Raw genomic sequence first — 24,530 nt, forward strand, 5'->3', positions numbered from 1 at the left:
GATAACCCATGGTTGTTCTAGGCAGACTGGATCAAATCAGCGATATTCTGCTTCATCCTACTGCAAATCACATCAAGGGGCAGGTCGTTCGGATCCCGTCCAAAGGGGTTCTCAATTTCAATGCCGATCTCCTCGACGCCAAACAGCATAAAGGCCAGCAGCCCGACAATGGGGCCGGTCATCCAGCCCAATCCCTCCACCATCTGAAAAGGCAAAGACAAACAATACAGCAGCAACAACTGCTTCAAATGTAAGGCGTAGGCCATGGGCGTTGGGGTCATGAGAATGCGCTCGCAGGCGCCCAGGACATCGACCATGTTATTGAGCCGCTCCACCATGATCGTTAGCTGATAGACTTCAACGCGGCCTTTTTGGTATTGGCGCTGTAGGTAGTCTCCAATCCAAAAGGCAATTTGCAAGGAGGGATGGTTGAGGTTTTTAAGACGTTGCAACTGCTCTGGGCTGAGGAGGGTCTGAAGCTCATCTGGCAAAAATTCTTGGCGCAGATGTTGCTTCATGGCGATGGCAAAAGCAGGCAGGAGATAGAGGATTTTGATTTTTTCTTCCCGATCGTCTGGCTGCTTCTCTTCAATGGCTACCCAAATCAAGCGGGCTAAGTTGCGCACGTTGCTCACCCCGCATCCCCAAGCTTTTCGCCCCTCCCAAAACCGCTCGTAGGCAGTGTTTGTCCGAAACACCAGCATCAAGCCAAAAACGATGTTGGGCACGAACGCCACCAACGAGGACAGCGCTATGGGCAACCCCAGCTTGTAGAGAACGGAAACCAGCACTCCCAGGAGACCACAGATGAGGGTGCGAGGCAGCACTGCCGGCACAACCGATCCGTGCAACTGCAGGGCCAAGCGAAACCAACGCAACCCATTTCCCGATAGATACTGGCGAATCCTGGTGTGGCGTCGGCAAGCCTGCCCCCTGATCCTACTACCGTCATGGCAACGGTTGTTGACCGAAACCTTGGCGGCGCAGGCCCCCCTCTTCCCCGCCGTATACGGGGGGATGAATCCCTTGACCTGACGGGGCAACTTCCAGGGTCTCAGGAGTCATTTCAAGCTAGTTTAAGAGGTTCTCTTTGCTCTCCTCAGGTTGAGAGGCAGGGATCCAGAAGTTGCTCTGCAGCAGAGGGGCGCCAGTGGGGGATTCGCTCCCGCCTGCCGGTTCGAGGGTAATCCAAAGGCGGGTCGGCTGCTGTGAATGGGTGGGCTGGCTGAGCCATTGCAGGGATCCCTCGGCGTTGACGGTGAAGGTGCCGGCGCTTTCCAGGCGCTGCCCAGCCGACTCCAGCCACAGTTGGTAGGTGGTTCCCGGGGGGGCAGGGGGCATTTCTGAAGCCAAGAGCAACACCTGCTTGGCGCGGGGCGACCAGAGAGCTTGTACCAACAGGGGGTTGCGGAAGCTGGGGTCGCGCAGAAGGGTTCGCCGTACCTGCGGTTGTCGTTGCCACTCCTGATAGAGCCGTTGAATGGCTACCGACTCCCCCTGCCAGCGCAGCCGCCAGTAGGCCGCTGTTATGGCCACTGCGTAGATCCCTAACCCTACTAAGCTGCCCCAGAGGAGGCGCCGCGGCCACCAAGGAGGTGCGACCCGGATGGAGGCAGGGGCGGGCAACCAGCTCCAGCGCCGCAAGCGTTCTTGGGCTTGAAAGGCCGTCAACTCGTAAAGCCACAGGGCCACCGAGCGATCCCGCTGCAGGTCAAAGGCCTCCGCATGTTTCCAGCAGAACTCAAACACCTGGCGCACCACCTCTTCGGCCTGGTGAGGCTGCTTGAGAGTGGACAGCGCGATCTCCAGCAGGCGCTTTTGGTAGCGATCCTTAAGTAAAAAGTGGCTGCGGCGATCCCGCAGTTGGATCTGGCGCATCAGCTCGAAATCGGTCGGCTCCGCCATAGCCCCCCATCTGCTGCGCCTGTCCAGCCCGGCTTTGGGTCAAGCGGTAGCGCCAGGCCGGTAGCTTTTTCAAAAATATACATCAGCCCTGGATCCAGCTCACCGGCAAGCCGACTTCATTTTGTTGCGGCTGGTGCAGATGCCGGCCGTGCAACTTGCGGTATCCGCTTTTACTCGCACCTATCTCCTACAAAACGAGGAGCCGACCCAAGACACCATTTTTTCAGTGCAGATGCCCTCAGGCGGCATCTTTCTCGACCACCTTCTCCGCTTCTACCTTCAGGGACTCCGTCCCGCTGACGCGATCGGCACCGGCGGTGGGCTCGTCATCGCTGCTGGGGTTGTTCATCTCTTGCTTGAAGCTGCGCAACGCTTTGCCGAAGGCGCTGCCCAACTCCGGCAGCTTCTTGGGGCCGAACACGACCACTGCAATTATCCCAATCACGGCCAGCTCTGGCAGGCCCATGCCGAAGATGCTCACGGCCAGGATAGGTTCGCTCGACAGCAGGATAGCCATAAGTCCCCAAAACCCCAAAAATAGAACAAGCCAACCAACCTCGCTGGCAAGGAGGGGAATTATCCCCTCCCAACTCTAGCAGGTTTTCCCGGGGGCAGAAAGGTTTGGCTGCTACTGCCATGGCTCTGGAATCCATGAGCTGCCAAAAGCGGCAGCCGACGACCGCTAGACTGAGATTGTTGCTTTGTTGAAGCTTGCCGATGGGCTTTCTCCTGTCTGCCGAACAAGTGCTTCAGTTCGTCACCAACCAGTGGCAGGATCCCTATGCTGTTTTGGGGCCGCAGCAGATAGAGCAGGGGGAGACGTCCTTCTGGCTGGTGCGGGCCCTGGTGCCCAATGCCAAACAGGTTTGGTTGGTAGAACGCGCCACTGGGCAGGCCTACCCCATGCAGCCGCTGCATCCAGAAACGTTGTTTGAGCTGTGCTTTGCGCCTGGCACGCCGGTTCCAGACTACTTTCTGCGGGCGCAGCGGGTCTGGGATCCGGAGGGCCAGCACTTGGAAGAGTGGGAGGATCCCTATCGCTTTCCCCTGGAGAAGGTCAACCACATCGGCGAGCTGGATCGCTACCTCTTCAACGAGGGCAACCACCACCGCATCTACGAGAAGTTGGGCGCTCATCCCATCAGCGTAGATGGGGTTCAGGGAGTCCACTTTGCCGTCTGGGCTCCCAACGCCCGCAATGTCAGTGTCATTGGCGACTTCAACCACTGGGATGGCCGCCAACACCAGATGAAGCGGCTGGGCGAAAGCGGCATCTGGGCGGTGTTCATCCCTGGTGTTGGGCCAGGAGCCGTCTACAAGTACGAGGTGAAAACTGCCTGGGGGGATATCTACGAAAAGTCAGATCCCTATGGCTTTCAGCAGGAGGTGCGACCCAAAACCGGCTCAATTGTAGCCGACCTCCACACCTATACCTGGCACGACCAGGAGTGGCTGGAAAAGCGGGCTGCCACCGACCCCCTGCGCTCGCCCATCTCGGTGTACGAGGTGCATTTGGGATCCTGGATGCACGCTTCCACGGAAGACCCCCCCGCTGATGGGCACCTGGTGCCGGTGGAGCAAAAGCCCAACACCCGCTTTCTTACCTACCGGGAGCTGGCGGACAAATTGATCCCCTATGTCAAGGAGCTGGGCTTTACCCACATCGAGCTCTTACCCGTGGCCGAGCACCCCTTCGACGGCTCCTGGGGCTACCAGGTTATTGGCTACTACGCGGTAACCTCCCGCTACGGCTCGCCCCAAGACTTCATGTACTTTGTCGATCGCGCCCACCAGGAAGGGATCGGCGTCATTGTCGATTGGGTGCCGGGGCATTTCCCCAAAGATGGGCATGGGCTGGCCTTTTTTGACGGTACCCACCTCTACGAATATGCCGACCCCCGCAAGGGCGAGCACAAGGGCTGGGGCACTTTGGTTTTCAACTACGGCCGCAACGAGGTGCGCAACTATCTAATAGCCAATGCCCTCTTTTGGTTTGACAAATACCACATCGACGGCCTTCGGGTGGATGCGGTGGCCTCAATGCTCTATCTGGACTACGACCGCAAAGAATGGATCCCCAACTGCTACGGCGGGCGAGAACACCTGGAGGCCATCGACTTTTTTCGCCAGCTCAACACCCTTATTTTCAAGTACTACCCTGGCGTTCTTTCCATTGCCGAGGAATCCACTGCCTGGCCAATGGTAACCTGGCCAACCCATGTGGGTGGTCTGGGCTTTAACCTCAAGTGGAACATGGGCTGGATGCACGACATGCTGAATTATTTTCGCATGGATCCCTGGTTCCGCCAGTTCCATCACAACCTAGTGACTTTCAGCCTCATGTATGCCTTCAGTGAAAATTACATGCTGGCTTTTTCCCACGATGAGGTAGTGCACGGCAAAAGCCACATGTTGGGCAAAATGCCGGGGGATCTGTGGCACAAGTTCGCCAGTTTGCGGGCCCTCTACGGCTACATGTTCACCCACCCCGGCAAGAAAACTTTGTTCATGAGCATGGAGTTTGGCCAGTGGAACGAGTGGAATGTTTGGGCAGATCTAGACTGGGAGCTGCTGCAGTATGAGCCCCACGCTAAACTGCGCCACTACGTAGCCACCCTCAACCATCTATTGCGCTCGCAGCCAGCTCTCCACACTCAAGACACCAAGCCAGAAGGCTTCCGCTGGATTGACTGCAGCGACCATCGGGGCATTATCTCCTTTATCCGATATGGGGAGGATCCCAGGGAGTGGCTAGTGGTAGTCTGTAACTTTACGCCGGTGGTTTGGCCGAATTACCGCATTGGCGTGCCGCAGCGAGGGTTTTACCGGGAACTGCTCAACAGCGACGCGGTAGAGTTCTGGGGCAGCGGGGTTGGCAACCTAGGGGGCAAGTGGACGGATGACTGGCCCTACCACAACCTGCCCTACTCGCTTGAGCTCTGCCTGCCCCCTCTTTCAACCTTGGTGCTGAAGTGGCAGCCGCCCCAGCTGGCGGAGGATTCAGGCGAAAACAAAGCTATGCTGGAGTGAGTACGGCCTTCCCGCCTCATTGCCATGCGAGATCTGCTGCGCGACATCCTTCGAGACTATTCTGGCTTTGTGGAACTGCGCTACCACAGCAAAGTCTTTCGCAGTGTCACGGCGGAAAAGGGGCGCATTGAGCGCACAGCGGTTCGACGGCGCTCAGGTGTGGGGGTGCGGGTGCTAGAAGCCGGCACCTGGGGCTTTGCCGCCACCGGGGATCTCTCACCCGCAGCCATTCGCAAGGCCATTGCCGAAGCTCAGCAAGCGGCCCGCGCCAGCGCCGACTGCCGCAGGCAGAAGCTGAAGGCTTTGCCCAGCGTATCCCTGGCCCAGGGGGAGTTCTGCGAGCCCGGCGTGGAGGAGGTGGTCAACAAACCCCTGGAGGCCAAGATCCAGTTGGCTCTGGAAACAGAAGCCCAGGCGCGCAAGTCTTCCGCCCGCATCACCTCCGCCAGTTGCACTTACAACGAGATCTACGAGGAAAAAGCCATTGTTACTACGGATGGGGCGGATGTGGCCTTCCGGCTGGTGCGCCCTGAGCTGCGGATCCAGGCGGTGGCCGAGGCGGATGGCCAACTAAGCAGCGGTACTGAGTCCATTGGCGTGACGGGGGGGTGGAATTGCCTTTTTCGGGCGGATCCCTTGCAGATGGCGGAGAAGGCGGCTGCCACAGCCGTCGATCTCCTCTCTGCAGGCTATGCTGAGGGGGGATGGGCCACGGTCATCTTGTCCCCTTCCATCGTGGGGCTGCTGGTGCACGAGGCCATTGGCCACACGGTCGAGGCGGATTTTGTCTTGGCCGGCTCGGTGGCAGCCGGCAAGCTGGGGCAGCGGGTGGCCAGCGAACTGGTTACTCTCAAGGACTCTGGCCGTTCTGAATTGATGCCGGGGGCAGGGGGAACGCTGCCCGTGGACGATGAAGGTGTTCCCACTCAAACCACTACCATCATCCAGAACGGCATCCTGGTGAGCTACCTGCACAACCGCGAAACGGCTGCCCACTTCGGCGTCGAGCCCACCGGCAATGCCCGCGCCTGGGAGTACGCCGACGAGCCACTCATCCGCATGCGCAACACCTATCTCGAGCCGGGATCCCAGACATTGGAGGAGATCATCGCCAGCACTCCCGACGGCTACTTCCTGGATGGGGCCAGGAACGGGCAAGCCGACTCCACCGGTGAGTTCATGTTTGGCGTGGAGCGGGCCTACCGCATTCGCAATGGCAAGCTGGCGGAGCTATTGCGGGGAGTCACCATCACTGGCAATGCCTTTGAGGTGTTGCAGTCGGTGGATGCCGTGTCGCGGGATTTCCGGTGGGACTTGGGATCCGGCCACTGCGGCAAGGGTCAGCCGGCCAAGGTAGACGCCGGAGGGCCCTACATTCGCTGCCGTGCCATTGTGGGGGGCCGACAGCCTGCTTAGCCCTCACCCCCAGCCCCTCTCCCAAAGGGAGAGGGGAGTTAGGGAGCAACTCTTAGAACCAGGCGGTCGGCTTCCCACTGCTGGAAGAGGCGGAGGACGTGGCCGGCTCTCTCGCGATGGTCGGCCAAGATCTCGGCGCCGGAACGAGCTTGCTTGGCCAATGGCAGCAGCAGCTCCACCACCTGGTAGCGGCTAGAAGCGATCATCTTGCCCGGGATGCGGGCGATGGGCCAGAAGATGTCCATCTTTTGGGTCACGATCTGGGCCGGATCCACTTTGCCCAGCAGATCCGAAAAGGGGATCTTTTGATCCCAGTAGCGCACCTTGCCGTACTGGAGAAAGAGGGGGTTGAGCTGCCAACGGGAGCTTTGGAAAAACTCGGGAGTAAAGGGATCCCAATGGGCCAACTTTTTGCCCTGGTGGCAGCACCAAAAGAGATTTTGCGTGTGGTAGAGGGGCTCCAGGTACTCGATGACCCGCAGTTGGTCAATGCGGGCAAGGGCCTCGTAGCGGCGGTGGAACTCCGGGTGGGTGGCGGCAATCAAGGGCCTGGCGTTCCAATAGTCCAAGTAGGGGGCGACATCGATAAACTCCAGTCCCGCCTGGGCCACCAGGTCGGGGATCTCGCCAATGTCAAAGGGGATGTCGTTGGCGTGGAAGAAGTTATCGACGATGTTTTCATCTGGTAAGTAGTACTCTTCGTGGGCCTTGGCGTGCCGGGCCAGCAGGGAATTGGGATGGGCTGCCTTTAATAATTGCCGCACAAATTCGATCTTTTCCGGCGTGGCCGGTGGGGTAATCCCCAGCAGCTCCAGAGCGCGGCGAATGCGGTAGAGGTGCCAACGACCAGAACGGTTGTAGAGCATCAGGGCCATTACCCCGTCAGGGGCCAGGCGCGAGGCCAGGTTCTGCAAAGCCTTGACCGGATCGGCGGTGTGGTGAATTACCCCATAGGAGCTGATCATGTCGAAGCTTCCCTCCGGCCAGGTGGAGGGATCCATGAGATCGCCGTAGTGCACCGAGCAGTTGCGCAGGCCGTGGTACTTGATCCGCTTCTGGGCAATCTCTAGGGCCGGGCGACTGAGGTCGATCCCGACCACGGCGCCATAGCCGGGGTTGCTGGCGGCAATGCCGTGCACCTCCCAGCCGGTGCCACACCCGGCCACCAAAAACCTGGCGCCCGTCGGCTCTTGTAAGGTGCGGGTGCGGGCATATTGGGCCAACGTATAGCTGCCCAGGCTGGAGAAGCCCTCAAAGGGTTGGTCGTAAGGCACAGGCGGGTAGGGAAACGCCTCGTACTGGGCCTGCACTGCCTGGGTGATCTCCGCTTCGCTTGCCAAAGGCACGTCCTCCCACCTCTTCCCCCCTATCCTAAGAGTCTTTGTAGATTCTTAGACCGGTTTTGGCCGTCAAGTCGGCCCGTGTCGGTCGGCAGCAGGGCAGGGCTAGGCCGCCGTCAAACTGTGGGCAGCTCGCCGGTAGGCCTCCTCCAGCGTCTCTGCCAAGGTGGGGTGAACGTGCACCAAGCCGGCCAGTTCTCGCACCGTGGCGCGGCGGGCGATGGCCTGGGCTGCCTCGTGGATGAGATCGGCGGCATGCGGCCCAAAAATGTGGGATCCCAGCAAGAGGCCCGTCTCTTTATCAAAGACCAGCTTCACCATGCCCTCAGTCTCGCCAGCAGCAATGGCCTTGGAGTTGCCGCCAAAGTAGGTGCGCACCGTGCCTACGCTATAGCCCTCGGCTTTGGCCTGCGGCTCGGTTAGCCCCACAAAGCCCATCTCCGGATGGGTGAACACCGCCGCCGGGATGCTCAGGTAATCCATGTAGGCAGGGCGGCCACAGATGTTTTCCACCGCCACCCGCCCCTGCGCTGCCGCCGCGTGGGCCAGCATCATCTTGCCCGTCACATCCCCAATGGCCCACAGGTGGGGCAATTCGGTGGCCATGCGGCTATCCACCGGCACAAAGCCGCGCTTGTCCGTAACAACCCCCAGCTCCGCCAGGCCCAGCCCTTCTGAGACCGGGATCCGCCCAGCGGCCACCAGGCAGCCATCCACCTGCAGCGTCTCCCCGTTGGAGAGGTGGATCGTCACCGGCTGGCCGGGGATCACCTGCTTGGCCAGCACGCCCACATAGGTCTGGATCTGGCGGGGTTTAATCAGCACCCGCTGGGCCAGGCGGGCAATGTCGGGGTCAAAGGCCGGCATCAGGGTCTCCAGCGCCTCGATGAGAATAACTTGGGATCCCAGCGCCGTGTAGACGTCGGCAAATTCCTGGCCGATGTAGCCGCTGCCGATGATGGCCAGCCGCTCCGGGATCCACTCCAACCGCACCGCCTCGTCGCTGGTAAACACGGTGCGGCCATCCACCTGGATCCCCGGCGGCACAAAGGGTCGAGAACCCGTGGCCAGGATCACATCCCGCGCCGTGTAGGTCTGGGATCCCTTCTCTTCCTGGACTTCGACCGTTTGTGGCCCCGCCAGCCCGCCCCGCCCCCGCAGGATTGTTACCCCCAGCTTCTCTAGGGAGCGGGTCATGTCGGTGCGGATCTTCTCCACCACCTGGGCAGCATGGGCAGCAATGGCTCCTCGGTCGGCCTGGACGGATCCCACTTGGATGCCCAGCTCAGGGGTGTGTTGCAGTTCCCGCAGGCGTCCGGAGGCGGCCAGGAGAGCTTTGGAGGGGATGCAGCCGCGGTTGATACAGGTGCCGCCCATTTCCGCACCTTCGACGATGGCGGTTTTGAGGCCGGATTCGACGGCATGCAGCGCCGCGCCATGGCCGCCGACGCCAGCACCGATGATGATCAAGTCAAAATCAAAGCTCATGGCGAGACTTGGATAACCGGTGCCTCATTTTCTCATCTTGTTGGCCTTCCCAGGAACCTGGCTGAGAGCATCCAAACCATGAGGTAGCATAGGGTCGCTTGCCCAGTTGACAAGAGGCTGGCGGGGTGGGAACGGGGGATGCGCATGGAACTGCAGGCGTTCATTTTTGATGTGGATGGCACGCTGGCGGATACGGAGCGGGATGGGCACCGCGTGGCTTTCAACGCCGCCTTTGCCGAGGCAGGGTTGGACTGGCACTGGTCGGTGGAGCTCTACGGCCAGCTCCTGGCCATCACCGGCGGCAAAGAGCGCATTCGCCACTTCGTCCAGACCTGCCAGCCGCCCCTGCCTGCCGGCGAAGACCTGACCAGTCTAATAGCCCGGCTGCACCAGGCCAAGACCCGCCACTACACAGCTCTGTTGGCCCAAGGAGGGATCCCTTTGCGCCCCGGCGTCAAGCGCCTCTTACAGGAAGCCAGAGCCGCCGGGATCCGCCTGGCCATCGCCACCACCACCACGCCCGAAAACGTGACGGCCCTTCTGGAGCACACCCTGCCAGAAAGCCTGAGCTGGTTTGAGGTGATCGCTGCCGGCGATATTGTCCCCGCCAAAAAGCCAGCCCCCGACATCTACTGCTACACGCTGGAACAGATGGGGCTGCGCCCCCAGGAGTGCCTGGCCTTTGAGGACTCGGAGAACGGGCTGCGCTCGGCCCAGCAGGCGGGCGTCCCAGCCGTGGTGACAGTAAACAACTATACGCGGGAGCAAGACTTTTCGGGAGCGGCTTTGGTGTTGGATCACCTAGGGGAGCCTGGGCTGCCGTTTCAGGTGTTGGCGGGAAGGGCGGGATCCCACAGCCACTTTACTCTGGAGCTGGCTCGCCAAGTCCACGCTCAAGCCCTCGCCGGACAAGAAAAGTGACCCGAGAGCCCAATCTGCAACAGCGCCTCCGGGAGCACCTGCAGCAAGTAGCTCAGCCCCGCGATCCCGACTGGTCGCCTTTGGGCCACCGGCAGGTGGAGCAGTATGTCCAAAAACAGCTTTCCGAGTGCGGCCCGGTGGAGCCCTTCCCCTTTGAGGCCAATGGCTGCCAGCACCGCAACTGGATCTTGAAATTGCCGGGATCCCAGCCTGGCCGCAGGCCCATTTTAATCGGGGCCCACTTCGACGCCGCGCCTGCTACCCCCGGCGCCGACGACAACGCCAGCGGCGTGGCGGTGTTGCTGGAGTTGGCCCGCCATTTTGCCGCCGAGCCCGCCCCTTCCCCCCTGTGGCTAGTGGCCTTCGACCTAGAAGAGCGGGGCCTGCTAGGGAGCAAAGCCTACGCCCGCTTTCTCAGACAACAGCGCCAACCCCTGCGGCTGATGCTCTCTCTGGAGATGCTGGGCTACCGGGATCCCACCCCCGGATCCCAGCGCTACCCCGCCAGCCTGGAGCGGCTCTACCCCGACCGGGGAGATTACATCGGTCTCATTGGCAACTGGCCCGCCCTGGGGGATCTGCTTAGGCTGCAGCGCAGTTTTCAGCAGGTGGGGATCCCGTGTTGCTGGCTGCCAGCCGGCCAGCGGGGTTTGTTCCTGCCGGTTACCCGCCTCAGCGACCACTCCCCCTTTTGGGATGCGGGCTACCCTGCGGCTATGGTGACCGACACCGCCTTTTTGCGCAACCCCCACTACCACAAGCTGAGCGACACCCTCGAGACCCTAGATCTTGCCTTTTTGAGTGGGGTCTGCCGCGGCTTGAGGCAGGGTCTTGGATCCCTCTAGGCCGTGAGATCCCTCGATTCCCAACTCCCCTCTCCCTCTGGGAGAGGGGCTGGGGGTGAGGGTGCCTCTGGGAGAGGGGCTGGGGGTGAAGGCCAGCGGCGCGGGGCGCTTGGGCAGGCCTCCTCAGTACGGAGATCGCTCCAGGAGTTTCGCGATCCCTCGACTCCCGCTTGGGCGACAGAGGGAGATAATAGGCGGCATAGGCAAAGAGGGGAAAAGTTTGCCAAAAAACCTCCCTTAGCCTTTTGGGTCAAAACTTTCACAGGAGCCTTTTTCATGAATACCTTCGCCCAAGCCCCCAAAAAGTGCGTCTCTGCCGTTTTCAAAGAAGAAGCCAAAGTCCAAGAGTGCATCCAGCGCCTACTCAACCGCGGTATCCCCAACGACCGCATCTCCATCATTGGCCGCAACTTTCAAACGGAAGCCAAAATTAGTGGCTTTATCACTCGCAAAGATGTGGTTCTCGATGGCTTGACCAGCGGCGCCATCTACGGATCCCTGTTTGGATCGCTGCTGGGGCTCCTCACGGGGGTAGGGGTGCTGTTTATTCCCTTTTTGGGGGCGGTGGTGGCCGCCGGGCCACTAGGAGCGGCGCTGCTGGGGGCAACCGGTGGCGCTCTCTACGGGGCGCTGGGAGCAGGGCTGGGATCCGCCCTGATTGCCTTGGGTATGCCGCAGGAGAAAGCCGCCATCTACCAAACCCGGGTACAGGCGGGCGAGTTCTTGTTGGTGGTGCAAGTACCGGAAGAGAAGTCGGGCGAAATTTACTGGCTGCTGCAGAGTGCTGGCGGAGAGGAAGTTTCCATTGCCGACTTGAACTTGCCCGGTGAGCCAGAGGGAGACTTAACCCCAGAGAGCATCTCGCCGGAAATCCGCGCTGACCTCTCGGAAGAAGCGCAGCAAACCTTTGTGGAAGCCTACAACCAAGCCAAACAAGAGAGCAATAACTCCACCTATGCACTCCTCAAAGCTTGGGAAAAGGTCAAGCAAATTTTCACACGAGATGAGAAAGGGATCTTCTCCAAACGCAAGCCCTAGCCCAAAAAGTTTCCGAAGTAGCAAGAGCACAGTAAAGCGCCATCTCGCCGCTCTGCCTGTACGTGTTCTGGGTCTGCTCCAATTTTTTAGCTGCAACCTTATATCCTGAGAATAGCCCGAAAAACTCTAACCTAACCTTGCAGGGGTGAGCCTATGGCTGCGAGTGACTTCAAGGATTACTACAAGATCCTGGGCGTCAGCAGAGATGCCTCTGCCGAGGAAATCAAGCGCGTCTATCGCAAGCTGGCCCGCCAGTATCACCCCGATGTCAACCCCGGCAACAAGGCGGCAGAGGAGCGCTTCAAGGAGATCAACGAAGCCTACGAGGTGCTCTCAGATCCGGAAAAGCGGCGGCGCTACGACCAGTTTGGCCAGTACTGGCAACGGGTGGGCAGCGGCGCGGCGGCGGGGCCGGGCATGGAGGGATTTGCCCAGTACGCCAGCTTCGAGGACTTCATCAACGAGCTGCTGGGCCGCATGGGATCCCGCCGCGGCGGCTTCCAGGGCTTCACCACGGGGTTTGGGCCGTTTGTCTCGGTGGATCTGCCAGGGCAAGACGTAGAAGCCACGCTGGGCCTCACCTGGGCAGAGGCCTTCCACGGCACCCAAAAGCGGCTGAGCGTGGATGGCGAAACCCTCACCATCCGCATTCCTCCCGGCGCCAAACCGGGCAGCCGCATCCGCGTCAAGGGTAAAGGCCAATATAGCCCCTTTGGCGGGCCGAGGGGGGATCTCTACCTCACCCTGGAGCTGCCCCCGCACCCCTTCTTCCGCTTCGACGGCGACAACCTGCTCTGCGAGCTGCCCATCACCCCTGACGAGGCGGTTTTGGGCGGCACAGCGGAAGTCCCCACCCCCACCGGTCGGGTGCAACTGAAGATCCCCGCCGGCGTCGATAGCGGCCAGACCCTGCGGCTGCGCGGCCAGGGCTGGCGGGATCCCCAAGGGCAGCGGGGCGACCTGCTGGTGCGGCTGAAGGTTGTCACGCCCAAATCCCTCTCCCCCACTGAGCGGGATCTCTACGAGAAGCTGCGGCAAAATCGGAGCTGGGATCCCCGCGCCCGGCTGCAGGAGGTGAGTCTATGAGCCTGGCCATTGTGCGGGTGGAGGAGCGGCTCTATACCTTCGAGCAGGCAAGTGAAGTAGCCGGGATCCCTCCTCACCTGCTGGAGTGGTTGCTCGGGCAAGGCCTGGTGGAAGCCGAAAGCTGCTACCTCAACCCCCAGCAACTGCGGCGCTTAATCCAGATGATCCGCCTGCATCGGGACTTGGGCCTCAACTGGGTTGGGGCGGCCATGGTTTTGGATATGGCCCAGGAAATTGCCCGCCTCAGGGCGCAGCTACACTACTACCGCGGAGGCTAAGCAGCCCAAGCCTCCATCTCCCTTAAATCCCGCAAGTCAGGAGAACTTCTCTATGGAACAAGTCGTCCGACGCAGCCAAGTGGTGGGCCTGCTGGCCCTGGATAGCAGCACTGCCACGGCCCTGGGCACTGTCGAAGAAATCTGGGTCGATGGACAAGGGCGGGTCTGCTACTTCACCAGCCAGCAGGGCTACACCCCCCTGGAGCAAATCTCTCTCATCGGGCCGGACGCGCTGCTGACCTACTCCACCGTCTTCGCCACTCCGGCAACGCCGCTTAGCTCCCTCTACCGGCGAACCGTGCGTATTGGGGATCAGCCGGTGGGCTGGATCGAGGATTTTCTCTTCGATTGGGAAACCGGAACGATTGCCGCCTACATCCTGGGGGGCAGCATCGCCGAGCCCTGGGGAGGGCGCGCCGTCCTGTTGCCGGAGGATGTAGAGGCCATCGACGTAGATGCCGTGGTGGTCAAGGAAGATGCGCCGCAGCGCCTCAAATCAGAAACTGAGGGCCTAAAGAACTTTTGGAGCGAAAAGTCTCGCCAAGTCAAGCAGCTCATCCAGCGCATGGGGGATCGCCTCAAATCCCTGGTCGGCCCCCAGGATCCGCCGGAGGTGGTGCGCGTCAAGGTCAAGCAAGTGCGGGACGAGCTGGCCAAAGGGGGCAAGTTCGACCTCTCCCTGCTCGATGAGGCGGCAGAGTTTTTGCAGCAAAAATGGACAACCTGGCAGCAGCGCCTTAGCCGCGCCGCCCAGCGCATGCAAGCTGCCCTCCAGGCCGCCTGGGAAAAGCTGACCGAATGATGCTCCAACTCCCCTCTCCCAAAGGGAGAGGGGATGGGGGTGAGGGAATAGCCCTAGCTGACAGAGGGCAGGTTTTTCCGCTAGGATTAAAAATCGCTGTCAATGCTCGGATCAGGTTGCAAGACCCCTAGGGGCACCTGTACGGCAAGGAAAAGGCATGACCTACGCAATTGTGGAAACCAGTGGCAAGCAGCTTTGGGTAGAGCCAGGGCGCTTTTACGACGTCGATCGCCTGCCCGGCACAGAGGAAAACAGCCCCTTGGCCCTGTCCCAGGTGTTGTTAATCAACCACGAGGGACAGGTGACGCTAGGGCATCCGTATGTTCCCGAGGCAGTGGTCAGGGCACGGGTCTTGCAGCACCGCCGCGGCAACAAAATCATCGTCTACAAGATGAGGCCGAAGAAGGGAACCCGCAAAAAGAGAGGACACCGGCAGCCGCTCACCCGCGTGCTGATCGAGTCCATCGAACTCAACGGCACAACCCTGGCCACGGCCCAGTCTGCTCCGCCATCCACTTCTGAGGCGACCACTGACACCACAGGGATCCCAGCGGCGGAGGAATAGATCCTAAACTCAGGATCCCAACTTATCTTTGGCGACGACACAGTTGCAGAGGAGGCGTTATGGCTCACAAGAAAGGAACCGGCAGTACCCGCAACGGTCGCGACTCCAATGCCAAGCGGCTGGGGGTGAAGTGCTTTGGCGGCGAGCTGGTGCACCCTGGCTACATTTTGGTGAGACAGCGGGGCACCAAGTTTCATCCAGGGGTGAACGTGCGCCGCGGCGGCGACGACACCTTGTTTGCGGTGGCCACCGGCATTGTTACCTTTGAGCGCTACGGCAAGTGGCGGAAAAAGGTGAGCGTCTACCCGGTTGAGGCGGCTGCCCAATAGGCAGTGAGCTTCCCGTTCTGGCTGGGCAACTGGGCAAGACAGCTCAACTGGTTCCATTCCTCAGCCTGCAGCTGGGCAAAGGGGGGATCCTGGCTTGGCCCAATCCCAATCCTGTGTGGAGCGCCTGTGAGATCCAGGGCTGTGCGGGTGTACTTGTTTCGGGGAGTGGGGTTGCTCCACCTTATCGCTGGGGTGGCGTACCTCTACTGGCGCATCAGCGAGGGGCTGACCGGTCTGGGATCCCTTCTGTTTTGGGGGGCAGAGCTGTACGTTTGGCTGGCGGCGGTGGGCTTTATCCTCAGCCGCTATCCCCAGGTGCCGCAGGAGGGGGTGCCCGCGCCCGAGGTGCTGCGGCGGGCGTTTTTTCAACTGCCGCGGGTGGACGTGCTGGTGCTGCGCCAGCGGGATTCCGTGGAAGCGACCCGGCAGACGGTGCTCTCGGCCCTGCGCCTGGATTACCCCTGGGAGCGGCTGTTTGTCCATATTGTGGATCGGGTGGAAGATGCGGAGATGGCTAAAGTGGCGCGGGCCATCCCCTGCGAGTACTGGTCTTGCCCAAGCCCCACGACCGATCCCCTAGCCTACATGCTGGGATCCGGCCAGCTCCAGGGAGAATATCTGCTCCTGCTGCATCCCGGCCATTTTGTCGAGCCGGATTTTTTGTGGCAGACGTTGCCCCTGTTTTACGACTTTCCGGAGCGGGCCCCGATTGCCAATGCCACCGGCTTTGTGCAGGCAACGCTGCGCACCCTGGGCCAGCCCAGGGCGGTTCACCCGCTGCAGCAGCTTTTGGCGGTGGGATCCCAGGGCTACCAGGCGGCGCCGCTGCTGGGATCTGGCTGTCTCATTCGGCGGGCAGCTTTGGAGGGGATCCCGCAAATCGACATTCGCCGCCCTGTGCAGTTGGGGTGTCAGATGCACTGCCGCGGCTGGCAGTCCCACCTAGTGCGCCCAGCCCAGGTCACTGGCATTTTGTTGCCGTTGCGCAACCGCCGCGTCGCTCTGCTGGCGGTGTTTTCTGCCCTGCGGGAAAACCCCTTCTGGAGCAAGCCCACCACGCAGCAGCAGCGCTTTCAGTACCTGTGGCTGGCCCTCTGGGCTGCGGGCGGGGTGGCGGAGCTGGCCTATTTAGCGGTGCCCATCCTCTTTCTCTGCACAGGCTGGATGCCGGTGCCGGCCTTTGATAGAGTCTTCTTTGCCTGGTTTCTTCCCTACGCCCTGCTGGGGCGCCTCACCTGGCTGTTGGCTTTTCCCCCGTCGCTGTGGGGAGCGGCGTGGCAGTCGGAGCGGCAGACGGGCAGCCAGTTTTTCCAGTCCATCCAGGCGCTGGTGCAGGCGGTGCGGGGGGTGCCCCCCTACCCCGAACAGCCGTCCCAGCTTGCCCTCGGCCCGCAGGCGCTGGCTATTGTGCTGACGTTGTTGGCCATGGGGGTGGGATCCCTGCGCTTTGCCGGCAACTGGGATCCAACCTGGCCAGAGCTGCTGTTTGGCCTAGTCTGGGCCTTCTACAACCTGATGGTTCTAACGGTGCGCCCGGACGATCACGATTTTGCCGGCTTTGCCTTGCGTAGCCACAACCCGGCAGCGGAAGAAACAACAGATGCGCTCTCCAACTCCTAGGGCTGCCAAGCCAGGCACACGGCAAAGCCAAATCCCCCTATTATTCCGCTGTTGCATGGAGAGCATAGAGAAAATGGCCGGCTGCCCCGGCGGAAGTGGTCAACAGCTATGCTGGAAGAAGGATAGGATAGCTAGATCGGCAGAGGTTGCCCCTGCCTTTCCGGGAGGTGTACGGAGGGGGAGGGGCGATCCCTGGCCGAGCCGCCCTTGTGGTTTGCAGGATTGAGCGTGGTCTTCTAGCTTAAAAACAACACATCTGTGGAGTCAGAAAGACCCCCCCTTCGACTGTTTCCCCTGGGCACGGATCCCCGCCGGCAGGGCTGTGCCTACTGGCTGGAGATGGGATCCCACCGCTTGCTCCTCGATTGCGGTTTGCCTGCTTCCTCCCTCTTCAAGGCCCTGCCAGGGATCCCGGATGCGGTGATCTGCAGCCATGCTCACTTTGACCACCTGCAGGGGCTGCCCGCCTTTTATCGTCGCTACCCGCAGGTGCCTATCTATGCCACTCCCCTGACCGCCCACTTGGCGGGCGGCCTGTGGGAGCGGGGCGTTTGGCCGGGCTACGACCGGGAAATTCGCTTTCCTCCCTTTCGGGCACTGCCCTTTGGCCAGGCACGAGAGATCCTGCCCCATCTGATGCTCACCTTTTTCACAGCCGGGCACCTGCCGGGAGCAGCGGCAACCCTGCTGCAAAATACCCAGACCACTCCGGCCCAAACCTGCGTCTACACCGGCGACTGTTCCCTGGCCTCAACCCGCTTTGCCCCCGGCTTGGATCTCACCGCTTTGCGCCATTGGCAGCCGGACGTGCTGCTCATCGAAGCCTCGCTGGGATCCACTCGCCATCCGCCCCGTCGCCATCTGGAAAACCGCCTGCTGGAGCGTCTGATCAGCGCCTTGGCAGCAGGGCAGACGGTGCTGTTTCCGCTGCCGGTGTTGGGGCTGGGGCAGGAGCTGCTCTTCCTCCTCAAAGCCCACCACCGCTTTACCCAGGCTTCCCAAGAGCTGACCGTGTGGGTGGCGCCGGGGCTGGCGGCAGGCTGCAACCTCTACGAACGCTTGCTCCCCTACCTGCCGGAGCCGGTGCGCAATTTCGCCACCTATCAGCCCTTGTTCTGGGAAGACCGCCTGCAGCCGCGGGTGCAGCCCCTCACGGAGGCGGATCCCCTGCCCCAGGGCCTGTTGCTGTGCGATGCCGATGCCGGGCCTGAAGCCTGGGATCCCATCTGGTCGCGCTTGCTGGCCCAGCCGCAGCGCTCCTGTCTGCTGGTGCGGCTGCCGGAAGTGGAGCTGGCCACCCCCTTTGACCAATGGCCAGCGCCGCTGCGCTCCCGCATCGGAGTGGAGTGGCTGGCTTGGCACAGCCACAACGACGTTGGGCATCTGACCCAGATCGTCCACACCTTTCGCCCCCAACATGTGGTCTTGGTGCACGCCAGCCCCCAGCAGGCGCAGGATCTGGCGGATCTGCCGGAGCTGTGCAACCGTTACCATGTCCACTGCCCCCAACCCGGCCATTGGTTGGAGCTGCCTGACGGCCGCCTGCAAACCCAAGTCAAGCCGTCAGAATTTCCCAGGGATCCCGCCTTGCGCTACGAGGGGGAGGTGGAAGAGATCTGGCAGGAACAGGGCTCGCCCCGCGCCTTGGCCGGCGTACAGGTACGGCTGCCCCCTCAGATTGCCCAGGATCCCCGCTGGGCCGCCTGGGCTGAGACTGGCTTGGTGGAGGCCCGCTGGCAGGGATCCGAACTGGTGTTGCGCGGCCTTTCGCCGCGGGAGCTGATCCGCCCGGCAGGGGCCGCCCCCGCACCAGCAGGAATCGTGCCGCGTCCAAAACAGCCTTCTGCCTCCACCGATAACGGTGGCAGAAAGTGCCAGAACTGCCGCTTTGCCCGCCAGATCTTAACCTCACAAGCCCAAGCCTTTCGCTGCGACCAAGAGCGCTCCCCCCTCTACCGCCTCCGGGTGGATCCGCAAGGAAGCTGTCCCTACCATCAGCCGCTGGAAATCCGCTCTTCCGGTTAGTCAGCCCCCGAAGCCCCAGCAGCCCAAAGGCTAGAATGGGGCCAGTCGCGGTACCCACCATGCTTGAGCAACAACCCTGGGCAGATCGTCGCCAGGGGCTGGTCGGATCCCTGGAGCGCCCTACCACACCCCACCTGCCCGTGGTGCAAATGGTCGGGGTGAACAAAGTCTACCCACTGCCGGAAGGCAGCTTTCAGGCCCTCTACGATATCGACTTGGCGATCGAGGCAGGGGAGTATTGCGCCATCATGGGGCCCTCTGGCTCCGGCAAGTCCACCCTGATGAACCTCATGGGCTGCCTGGATCGGCCCAGCTCAGGGCGCTACTGGCTGGACGGCGTGGAAGTCTCTACTCTGACGGATCGGGAGCTGGCCCGGATTCGCAACCAAAAGATTGGCTTTGTCTTCCAGCAGTTTCACCTCCTGCCCCTCTTGACGGCTCTGGAGAACGTGATGCTGCCCCTGGCCTACGCCGGGATCCCGGAGCCAGAGCAACGCCGGCGGGCCAAGCAAGCTTTAGAACAAGTGGGCTTGGGGAGCAAGCTGCACCAGCGCCCGGCTCAACTCTCCGGCGGCCAGCAGCAGCGGGTGGCCATCGCCCGTGCCATCGTCAACCGGCCACAACTGTTGTTGGCTGACGAGCCTACAGGAGCCCTGGACAGCCGCACCGGCCAGGAAGTGCTCAACCTCTTTGCCGAGCTGCACCGCCAGGGCATTACCCTTGTCGTGGTTACCCATGACCTGGAAGTGGCCCAGGCCGCCCAGCGCATCATCCGCGTTGCCGATGGGCATTTGCTGGTCTAGGCTGCGATCCAACGGGGGCCTATCGGGAACGAGCCGGCTTGCGCTAGCCTAAACGCAACTGAGCGCTCGGCCAGTGAGGATCGGCCCATGAAATTGATCGAAGATATCATCCGATTTTTGGAGACCCGCCTAGAGGAATTCCTCAAAGCCCACCCAGAGATCGAGTTGCAAGCCCTCGACGAGCAGTTGCGCCAGCAGGAAGAAGAAACTCGACGGCTGCGGCAGGAAAGCTTGGCCCAGAAGCAAGCCCTGAGCGAAGCTCTCGCCAAGCTGGGCGAGGAGATCAAGACCTGGCACTTTCGCATCGAAAAAGCCGAGCGGGCCAACCGCCCCGACCTGGCCGAAGGGGCGCGTCGACGGGAAGCCGAGCTTTTGGAGAAAGGAAGCCGGTTGTTCAACCAAGGGAAGGCTCTGGAGGAGAAAATCCAGCAACTGGAAGCTCTGCTGCCGCAAATTGCCCGGCGCCGCCAAGAGGTGAAAACCAAGCTGCAAGAAGTCAAGGCCGCCCAAGCCAAAACTGCCGCCGAGCCGGCTTGGGGCTTCAGCCCCTGGGGAAAACCGTTTGAGGAAGATAAGTTGGAGGAGGAATTTCGCCGGCTGGAGATGCGGCTAGAGGTAGAGAAGGAATTGCATGACATGAAGAAAAAGGTGGGGGAACAGCAGCGGCGGTAGCAGCCTGGCCTGTGTCTAAAAAAACTCTGTTAACCTCGAATCCAGTTGCAACAGCCGAACCAAAATCAAGCTGGGTGGAACCTACGATTTGCGCTCTCGGTCTCAAGAGCCGGAGCGAAATCGTTTCGGCAACTTTCTCGGCCACCGAACGAGAAGGAAAGCCCCTCTTCTCCACCAAGAGTGGTACGCTATTGGGCATGAATGAGCTCTATCTAAATCACCCTACATTTGGTTTGCTCTACGGCCTGTGTCGGGTTAACGAAGGTGAGGCCATCTTCACCACCCTTTATGCCCAACGGCTGTTTTTTCGGGTTTACTTCAAGCCCCCCGATCACAACGCCGATCCATCTGCTGTGGAAGAATTGGTCTTTGACCCGATTAGCCGCAACGAAGCCCGCCAGGTCATCGAAGAACAAATGCGCCTGTTGCGCCGCGCCAATCGCAAAGACGAGCTGGAGCACCTGCAGTTGGTTTACAAACGCACCTTCTCTTGACCTAAAATTGCGACAAAAAGCGCAGGTCGCTGCTGTAGAACAGGCGGATATCTTGAATGCCATGTAAGAGCATGGCCACCCGCTCAACGCCGATCCCTGCCGCAAAGCCGGTGTAGCGCTCCGGGTCATAGCCGACCGCCTGAAATACATTGGGATCCACCATGCCGCAGCCAAAAATTTCCAGCCACTTGGAGCCAAAACGCACATCCATCTCGGCAGAAGGCTCCGTGAACGGAAAATAGCTGGGCCGGAAGCGGGTTTCTCGCTGGCCCAACAGGCGAGTGACAAACTCCTTGAGGGTGCCCTTCAGGTCGCAAAAGGTGAGGTTCTGGCCCACCGCCAAGATTTCCATTTGGTGAAACACAGCCGAGTGGGTGGCATCGACACTGTCGCGGCGCATCACTCGCCCGGCATGCACAATGCGCAGGGGCGGCTGGTGTTGCTCCATATAACGCACCTGCACCGAAGAGGTTTGGGTGCGCATCAGATAGCCCTTTTCCAAATAGAGGGTATCCTGCATGTCCCGCGCCGGGTGGTCGGCGGGGGTGTTGAGGGCCTCGAAGTTGTAGTACTCTGTCTCGATCTCCGGGCCGTGGACCACCGTGTAGCCCATCCCCACAAAGATATCGAGCATGCGGTCGATGGTGGCCTGCAAAGGGTGAATCCGCCCTAGAGGCCGGCGCGGCCCCGGCATAGTGACGTCCAGCCGCTCCGCCTCCAGGCGAGCCTGGAGCTGAGCTTCGGCCAGGGCCCGTTTGCGCTCATCCAGCCTAGATTGCAGGGCCTCTTTGAAGGTGTTGGCCAAAGCGCCAATGGCAGGCCGTTCTTCCGGGGGCAGCTTCCCCATGCCCCCCAAGATCTTGGAGAGCTTCCCCTTCTTGCCCAGATAGTCGATGCGGATCTGCTCCAAGGCGTCCAGATCGGCGGCCTGCGCCACCTGGGCAAGCGCCTCACCTTGGAGGGTGAGAAGCTGTTGGCGAAGCGTGTCTCGTTCGTCTTGCATGGGGAAAGTTCATTCGCACATTCGCGTCAGCGTTGCCGAGCAGCCGGCAGACAAGGATCCCTATTGGACATGTAGCGGGCCGCAGTTGCTTTCTCCCAAAGTATCATCTTTCACCGACGGCGCCGAGATTGGCAAGGGATTCTCTTCCCACCTACTGCAGCAGCTCCGCCTGCCAATCGACAACCTTGCGAAAGCGAAAAGGGCCGGCCACAGCTCCCCACACCTGGCGGTGGGTAACCGGATCCATGCCGCGATCGTGGCTGCAAAACTCGTTCTCGCTCAGGTGCAAGGTGGTCTGCAAATAGGTGGTTTGACCGTTGCGCACCACGCAACAGCGGCAACCCGGCTCCGTCACGCCGACAAAAAGGGATCCCTGCCTCTTCACCTGCACATCACACCCCGGCAGGTAGGCCAGATCGGCAGCGCTCAGTTGGCTGAGTTGCTCCGCCCTCCCCCGAGCACACCCCCGCCACCGCTGCGGCTGCAGAGGACGGTAGTTGCGGATCACGATCCCGTCCCCCACTTGAGTGAGTTCCACCACTGCCTGACGATAGGGCTCCTCCAAATGGCCGCTGTAAGCCTGCTCCACATAAAAGCCGATTCCCCCCAGCACAGCAGTTGGCAAGGGGCGATAGGCCACCCGGATCGAGGCAAAAAAAGGTGGGTTCTCCCAGGCTTGCTCTTGGTTGCTGAAGTCTCCCGCCAGCCAACGTGCCATCTGCAACAGCTCAGGGGAAGAGGTGGACTCCAACCAGTTCGACATAACCACGCATCCAGAAATACCGTAGGGACTTATACCGAAAATCCCAGGCGGTCGATGAAAACCTGCTCAGATTTTCCCCTAACCTCTGCTCTGCCGAGGAGGTTCCACAAATGTTAAATTATGTATCCTTTATGAGAAGGTTTGCGTGGATACTGAAGCGGGCTTGCCTCTTGGCCGAAAGCCACAATCACGGTTTATATTTTTCTTCATGTCGTAAAGCTGTGTAAAGTAACATTTTTTTCTGTAAAAACTAAGGCCCTGAAGGATGGAGAGAAGAGGGCGGGATTGCCCGTCTGGATGAGGATCCAAGACTTTTTGCGGCAAGTAAAGTCCCTTTACATTTTTTGATTCAATCGCTCCCTGTCCTCGCGATAGAAAAAGACTGGAAACAAGGCGAGCCAGATTTTCCTCATCTGTCCAGTTCAGGTTGTCGGCAGTGGAGGATCTTTCTTTAAGAAGCGGGATCCGTTGACATGTGTCGGCAAGCGGCTTCGCCTGCGAGGCCGTTTGACTGGAGGTGGGTCGAGGATTAGCTTGCCCATCTTGTTTCTACGGGCTTTGATCCCGTGGGCAGGTCTGTTGGGACAAGGAGCTGTGCCAACGGTGCCGGTCGGCATCAGGGATCGGGGCATTGCTGCATTCCTGGCTGGCGGGAGCTTCCACTTCCGCGGCAGGGAGTGACGATTCATAACCTCTTTTGCTTTCGCTAGGAGATTTAAAGCCATGAACGATGTATTTGGCAAAGTTGTTGCGCAAGCTGATTCCAAAGGCGCTTTCTTGGGAGAAAACGAGTTTGCGGCTCTGCAGCAGGTGATTGCCGAGGGGAACAAGCGCTTGGACGCCGTGAACCGCCTCACCAGCAACGCTTCTAAAATTGTGACCGATGCCATCCGTCAGTTGTTTGCCGAGGAGCCCAATTTGAACGCTCCCGGCGGCCCTGCTTATCCCAGCCGCAACGTGGCCGCCTGTATGCGGGATATGGATATCATCCTCCGCTACATCACCTATGCGGTGGCAGCCGCTGACCCCAGCGTGCTGGACGAGCGCTGCTTGAACGGCTTGCGGGAAACCTATCAGGCGCTGGGCACCCCTGGCAGCTCTGTGGCCAACGGCATTCAAAAAATGAAAAAAGCTGCGGTGGCGGTGGTGAGCGATCCCAACGGCATCACCCGGGGTGATTGCAGCGCTTTGATCGCCGAAATCGAGTCCTACTTCGATCGCGCCGCTGCTGCCGTGGTCTGATAGGGCCGGAATCTCCATCGCTTTGCCTGGAACAGTCGGATCCTAGGGTGAAGGCCGCCGTGGAGTTCAACTCGGGTTGGCCTGGGATCCCTGAGAAGACAACCTTTTTTGCAGTCATTTTGCAGTTAAGCCGCTTTTGCAGTGTTGGATTTTTGCGTTGAGCTTAAGTAAAGGAGCGTTTTGAATCATGCAAACCCCTATTGTCGATGCCATTGCTACCGCGGATAGCCAGGGGCGCTATCTGAGCAACAGCGAGTTGCAGGCCATCAACGGCCGTTTTCAGCGGGCTGCCGCCAGCATGGAAGCTGCCCGTGTCCTGAGCAGCCGTGCCGAAGAGCTGGTGCGCGGCGCCACCGAGGCCGTCTATGCCAAGTTCCCCTATACCACTCAGCCTGGGGGACAATGCCACACCCAAGCGGGCAAAGACAAGTGCGCCCGCGACGTGCGCCACTACCTGCGCTACATCACCTACTGCTTGGTAGCCGGTGGCACCGGCCCGTTGGACGAGTATCAGTTGGCCGGGATCCGCGAGATCAACGCCGCTTTTGAACTCTCCCCCAGTTGGTTTATCGAAGCGCTACGCTACATCAAAGCCAACCATGGCCTGACGGGGCAAGCGGCCACCGAAGCCAACACCTACATCGACTACGCCATCAACGCGCTCAGCTAGGTTCTGCAGCTTGGGATCCCCCAAAAAGGTGGCCAGCCCGGCGCTTGAGGGGGATAGCGAAGAAAGGTTGTCGAGGGCAACGGTGGCGAGAAAGGGATCCCTTTGGCCGGTTGGGTCTGAGGATCTCTCCCCCAGAGGGAAAAGCGCCGCTGTTGCTCTCGCTTCAACCCCATATTTGTGCTGCTGAGGGTTGTT

Annotated in this window: 24 protein-coding genes; 17 read left to right on the top strand and 7 right to left on the bottom strand. The window is 60.7% G+C overall.

The annotated features are described in order from the left end of the window. Positions 1–17: 17 nt before the first annotated feature. The 3 genes from SYN63AY4M2_RS11160 to tatA all read right to left on the bottom strand — a co-directional run bounded on the left by SYN63AY4M2_RS11160 (position 18) and on the right by tatA (position 2,422). Positions 18–878 (bottom strand): bestrophin family ion channel, encoded by an 861-nt coding sequence (locus SYN63AY4M2_RS11160; RefSeq protein ID WP_228375270.1) that lies wholly within the window; start codon positions 876–878, stop codon positions 18–20. Positions 879–1,071: 193 nt separating this feature from the next. Beyond that, the gene (locus SYN63AY4M2_RS11165) at positions 1,072–1,905 is read right to left on the bottom strand and encodes an anti-sigma factor (protein ID WP_011430880.1); all 834 of its coding nucleotides are present in this window, start codon (positions 1,903–1,905) and stop codon (positions 1,072–1,074) included. Between the two features lie 238 nt (positions 1,906–2,143). Then, on the bottom strand, positions 2,144–2,422 hold the full coding sequence (gene tatA, locus SYN63AY4M2_RS11170; RefSeq protein WP_011430879.1) for a twin-arginine translocase TatA/TatE family subunit: 279 nt from the start codon (positions 2,420–2,422) through the stop codon (positions 2,144–2,146). Positions 2,423–2,622: 200 nt separating this feature from the next. Here tatA and glgB point away from each other — a divergent pair, with 200 nt between their 5' ends. Both glgB and SYN63AY4M2_RS11180 read left to right on the top strand, forming a co-directional pair. Next, entirely contained in the window at positions 2,623–4,935 is a 2,313-nt protein-coding gene (glgB, locus tag SYN63AY4M2_RS11175) for a 1,4-alpha-glucan branching protein GlgB (RefSeq protein WP_099887379.1), read from the top strand. A 24-nt stretch (positions 4,936–4,959) separates the two neighbouring features. Beyond that, complete coding sequence (locus tag SYN63AY4M2_RS11180; RefSeq protein ID WP_099887380.1) at positions 4,960–6,351, top strand: TldD/PmbA family protein; 1,392 nt, start codon at positions 4,960–4,962, stop codon at positions 6,349–6,351. A gap of 38 nt (positions 6,352–6,389) precedes the next feature. Here SYN63AY4M2_RS11180 and SYN63AY4M2_RS11185 read toward each other — a convergent pair whose 3' ends face one another. Continuing rightward, the gene (locus SYN63AY4M2_RS11185) at positions 6,390–7,697 is read right to left on the bottom strand and encodes a class I SAM-dependent methyltransferase (RefSeq protein ID WP_240527345.1); all 1,308 of its coding nucleotides are present in this window, start codon (positions 7,695–7,697) and stop codon (positions 6,390–6,392) included. A gap of 99 nt (positions 7,698–7,796) precedes the next feature. Further along, entirely contained in the window at positions 7,797–9,179 is a 1,383-nt protein-coding gene (gene lpdA, locus SYN63AY4M2_RS11190; RefSeq protein ID WP_099887381.1) for a dihydrolipoyl dehydrogenase, read from the bottom strand. A 138-nt stretch (positions 9,180–9,317) separates the two neighbouring features. Here lpdA and SYN63AY4M2_RS11195 point away from each other — a divergent pair, with 138 nt between their 5' ends. The 13 genes from SYN63AY4M2_RS11195 (at position 9,318) to SYN63AY4M2_RS11260 (ending at position 20,657) form a co-directional block, all read left to right on the top strand. Continuing rightward, a complete protein-coding gene (locus SYN63AY4M2_RS11195) occupies positions 9,318–10,100 on the top strand; it encodes an HAD family hydrolase (protein ID WP_346426056.1) in 783 nt (260 codons plus the stop codon). Next, positions 10,097–10,945, top strand: a complete 849-nt coding sequence (locus SYN63AY4M2_RS11200) for a M28 family peptidase (RefSeq protein ID WP_099887382.1) — start codon at positions 10,097–10,099, stop codon at positions 10,943–10,945. Before SYN63AY4M2_RS11195 ends, SYN63AY4M2_RS11200 begins: the two co-directional genes overlap by 4 nt. Positions 10,946–11,221: 276 nt before the next feature. Beyond that, positions 11,222–11,983 carry a ChaB family protein gene (locus SYN63AY4M2_RS11210; RefSeq protein ID WP_099887383.1) on the top strand — a complete coding sequence of 254 codons (762 nt, stop codon included), beginning with the start codon at positions 11,222–11,224 and terminating at the stop codon, positions 11,981–11,983. Between the two features lie 153 nt (positions 11,984–12,136). Further along, positions 12,137–13,069: a DnaJ C-terminal domain-containing protein gene (locus tag SYN63AY4M2_RS11215; protein ID WP_099887384.1), complete on the top strand. Its 933-nt coding sequence runs from the start codon at positions 12,137–12,139 to the stop codon at positions 13,067–13,069. Further along, a complete protein-coding gene (locus SYN63AY4M2_RS11220; RefSeq protein ID WP_099887385.1) occupies positions 13,066–13,347 on the top strand; it encodes a chaperone modulator CbpM in 282 nt (93 codons plus the stop codon). The genes SYN63AY4M2_RS11215 and SYN63AY4M2_RS11220 overlap by 4 nt, the downstream gene beginning before the upstream one ends. A gap of 52 nt (positions 13,348–13,399) precedes the next feature. After that, entirely contained in the window at positions 13,400–14,149 is a 750-nt protein-coding gene (locus SYN63AY4M2_RS11225; RefSeq protein ID WP_011430867.1) for a photosystem reaction center subunit H, read from the top strand. Between the two features lie 157 nt (positions 14,150–14,306). Continuing rightward, positions 14,307–14,714 (top strand): 50S ribosomal protein L21, encoded by a 408-nt coding sequence (rplU, locus tag SYN63AY4M2_RS11230; RefSeq protein ID WP_011430866.1) that lies wholly within the window; start codon positions 14,307–14,309, stop codon positions 14,712–14,714. 59 nt (positions 14,715–14,773) lie between these two features. Continuing rightward, a complete protein-coding gene (gene rpmA / locus SYN63AY4M2_RS11235; RefSeq protein WP_011430865.1) occupies positions 14,774–15,043 on the top strand; it encodes a 50S ribosomal protein L27 in 270 nt (89 codons plus the stop codon). A 126-nt stretch (positions 15,044–15,169) separates the two neighbouring features. After that, on the top strand, positions 15,170–16,663 hold the full coding sequence (locus SYN63AY4M2_RS11240; RefSeq protein ID WP_099834820.1) for a cellulose synthase: 1,494 nt from the start codon (positions 15,170–15,172) through the stop codon (positions 16,661–16,663). A gap of 258 nt (positions 16,664–16,921) precedes the next feature. Further along, a complete protein-coding gene (locus SYN63AY4M2_RS11245) occupies positions 16,922–18,688 on the top strand; it encodes an MBL fold metallo-hydrolase (RefSeq protein WP_099834821.1) in 1,767 nt (588 codons plus the stop codon). A gap of 59 nt (positions 18,689–18,747) precedes the next feature. After that, on the top strand, positions 18,748–19,491 hold the full coding sequence (locus tag SYN63AY4M2_RS11250) for an ABC transporter ATP-binding protein (protein ID WP_011430862.1): 744 nt from the start codon (positions 18,748–18,750) through the stop codon (positions 19,489–19,491). An 87-nt stretch (positions 19,492–19,578) separates the two neighbouring features. Then, complete coding sequence (locus SYN63AY4M2_RS11255; RefSeq protein ID WP_011430861.1) at positions 19,579–20,163, top strand: TIGR04376 family protein; 585 nt, start codon at positions 19,579–19,581, stop codon at positions 20,161–20,163. Positions 20,164–20,360: 197 nt separating this feature from the next. Beyond that, positions 20,361–20,657, top strand: a complete 297-nt coding sequence (locus SYN63AY4M2_RS11260) for a PipX family protein (RefSeq protein ID WP_099834822.1) — start codon at positions 20,361–20,363, stop codon at positions 20,655–20,657. A gap of 1 nt (position 20,658) precedes the next feature. On the opposite strand, the gene pheS is transcribed toward SYN63AY4M2_RS11260, so the two are convergent. Beyond that, the gene (gene pheS, locus SYN63AY4M2_RS11265) at positions 20,659–21,660 is read right to left on the bottom strand and encodes a phenylalanine--tRNA ligase subunit alpha (protein WP_011430859.1); all 1,002 of its coding nucleotides are present in this window, start codon (positions 21,658–21,660) and stop codon (positions 20,659–20,661) included. A gap of 151 nt (positions 21,661–21,811) precedes the next feature. After that, positions 21,812–22,423: a chromophore lyase CpcT/CpeT gene (locus SYN63AY4M2_RS11270; RefSeq protein ID WP_041438454.1), complete on the bottom strand. Its 612-nt coding sequence runs from the start codon at positions 22,421–22,423 to the stop codon at positions 21,812–21,814. 723 nt (positions 22,424–23,146) lie between these two features. On the opposite strand from SYN63AY4M2_RS11270, the gene SYN63AY4M2_RS11275 reads away from it, so the two are divergent. Further along, positions 23,147–23,665, top strand: coding sequence for a phycocyanin subunit beta (locus SYN63AY4M2_RS11275; protein WP_011430857.1), 519 nt, complete (start codon positions 23,147–23,149; stop codon positions 23,663–23,665). 187 nt (positions 23,666–23,852) lie between these two features. Beyond that, entirely contained in the window at positions 23,853–24,335 is a 483-nt protein-coding gene (locus SYN63AY4M2_RS11280; protein WP_011430856.1) for a phycocyanin subunit alpha, read from the top strand. Positions 24,336–24,530: the final 195 nt, after the last annotated feature.

The sequence above is a fragment of the Synechococcus sp. 63AY4M2 genome (assembly GCF_002760475.1).
In the GTDB taxonomy this organism is placed as follows: Bacteria; Cyanobacteriota; Cyanobacteriia; order Thermostichales; family Thermostichaceae; genus Thermostichus.

Bases quoted from the DNA above. Each gene is read 5' to 3' on its own strand.
- SYN63AY4M2_RS11165 (WP_011430880.1), bottom strand. From the start codon at position 1,905: ATGGCGGAGCCGACCGATTTCGAGCTGATGCGCCAGATCCAACTGCGG.
- tatA (WP_011430879.1), bottom strand. From the start codon at position 2,422: ATGGCTATCCTGCTGTCGAGCGAACCTATCCTGGCCGTGAGCATCTTC.
- glgB (WP_099887379.1), top strand. From the start codon at position 2,623: ATGGGCTTTCTCCTGTCTGCCGAACAAGTGCTTCAGTTCGTCACCAAC.
- SYN63AY4M2_RS11180 (WP_099887380.1), top strand. From the start codon at position 4,960: ATGCGAGATCTGCTGCGCGACATCCTTCGAGACTATTCTGGCTTTGTG.
- lpdA (WP_099887381.1), bottom strand. From the start codon at position 9,179: ATGAGCTTTGATTTTGACTTGATCATCATCGGTGCTGGCGTCGGCGGC.
- SYN63AY4M2_RS11195 (WP_346426056.1), top strand. From the start codon at position 9,318: ATGCGCATGGAACTGCAGGCGTTCATTTTTGATGTGGATGGCACGCTG.
- SYN63AY4M2_RS11210 (WP_099887383.1), top strand. From the start codon at position 11,222: ATGAATACCTTCGCCCAAGCCCCCAAAAAGTGCGTCTCTGCCGTTTTC.
- SYN63AY4M2_RS11215 (WP_099887384.1), top strand. From the start codon at position 12,137: ATGGCTGCGAGTGACTTCAAGGATTACTACAAGATCCTGGGCGTCAGC.
- SYN63AY4M2_RS11220 (WP_099887385.1), top strand. From the start codon at position 13,066: ATGAGCCTGGCCATTGTGCGGGTGGAGGAGCGGCTCTATACCTTCGAG.
- SYN63AY4M2_RS11225 (WP_011430867.1), top strand. From the start codon at position 13,400: ATGGAACAAGTCGTCCGACGCAGCCAAGTGGTGGGCCTGCTGGCCCTG.
- rplU (WP_011430866.1), top strand. From the start codon at position 14,307: ATGACCTACGCAATTGTGGAAACCAGTGGCAAGCAGCTTTGGGTAGAG.
- rpmA (WP_011430865.1), top strand. From the start codon at position 14,774: ATGGCTCACAAGAAAGGAACCGGCAGTACCCGCAACGGTCGCGACTCC.
- SYN63AY4M2_RS11250 (WP_011430862.1), top strand. From the start codon at position 18,748: ATGCTTGAGCAACAACCCTGGGCAGATCGTCGCCAGGGGCTGGTCGGA.
- SYN63AY4M2_RS11255 (WP_011430861.1), top strand. From the start codon at position 19,579: ATGAAATTGATCGAAGATATCATCCGATTTTTGGAGACCCGCCTAGAG.
- SYN63AY4M2_RS11260 (WP_099834822.1), top strand. From the start codon at position 20,361: ATGAATGAGCTCTATCTAAATCACCCTACATTTGGTTTGCTCTACGGC.
- pheS (WP_011430859.1), bottom strand. From the start codon at position 21,660: ATGCAAGACGAACGAGACACGCTTCGCCAACAGCTTCTCACCCTCCAA.
- SYN63AY4M2_RS11270 (WP_041438454.1), bottom strand. From the start codon at position 22,423: ATGTCGAACTGGTTGGAGTCCACCTCTTCCCCTGAGCTGTTGCAGATG.
- SYN63AY4M2_RS11275 (WP_011430857.1), top strand. From the start codon at position 23,147: ATGAACGATGTATTTGGCAAAGTTGTTGCGCAAGCTGATTCCAAAGGC.
- SYN63AY4M2_RS11280 (WP_011430856.1), top strand. From the start codon at position 23,853: ATGCAAACCCCTATTGTCGATGCCATTGCTACCGCGGATAGCCAGGGG.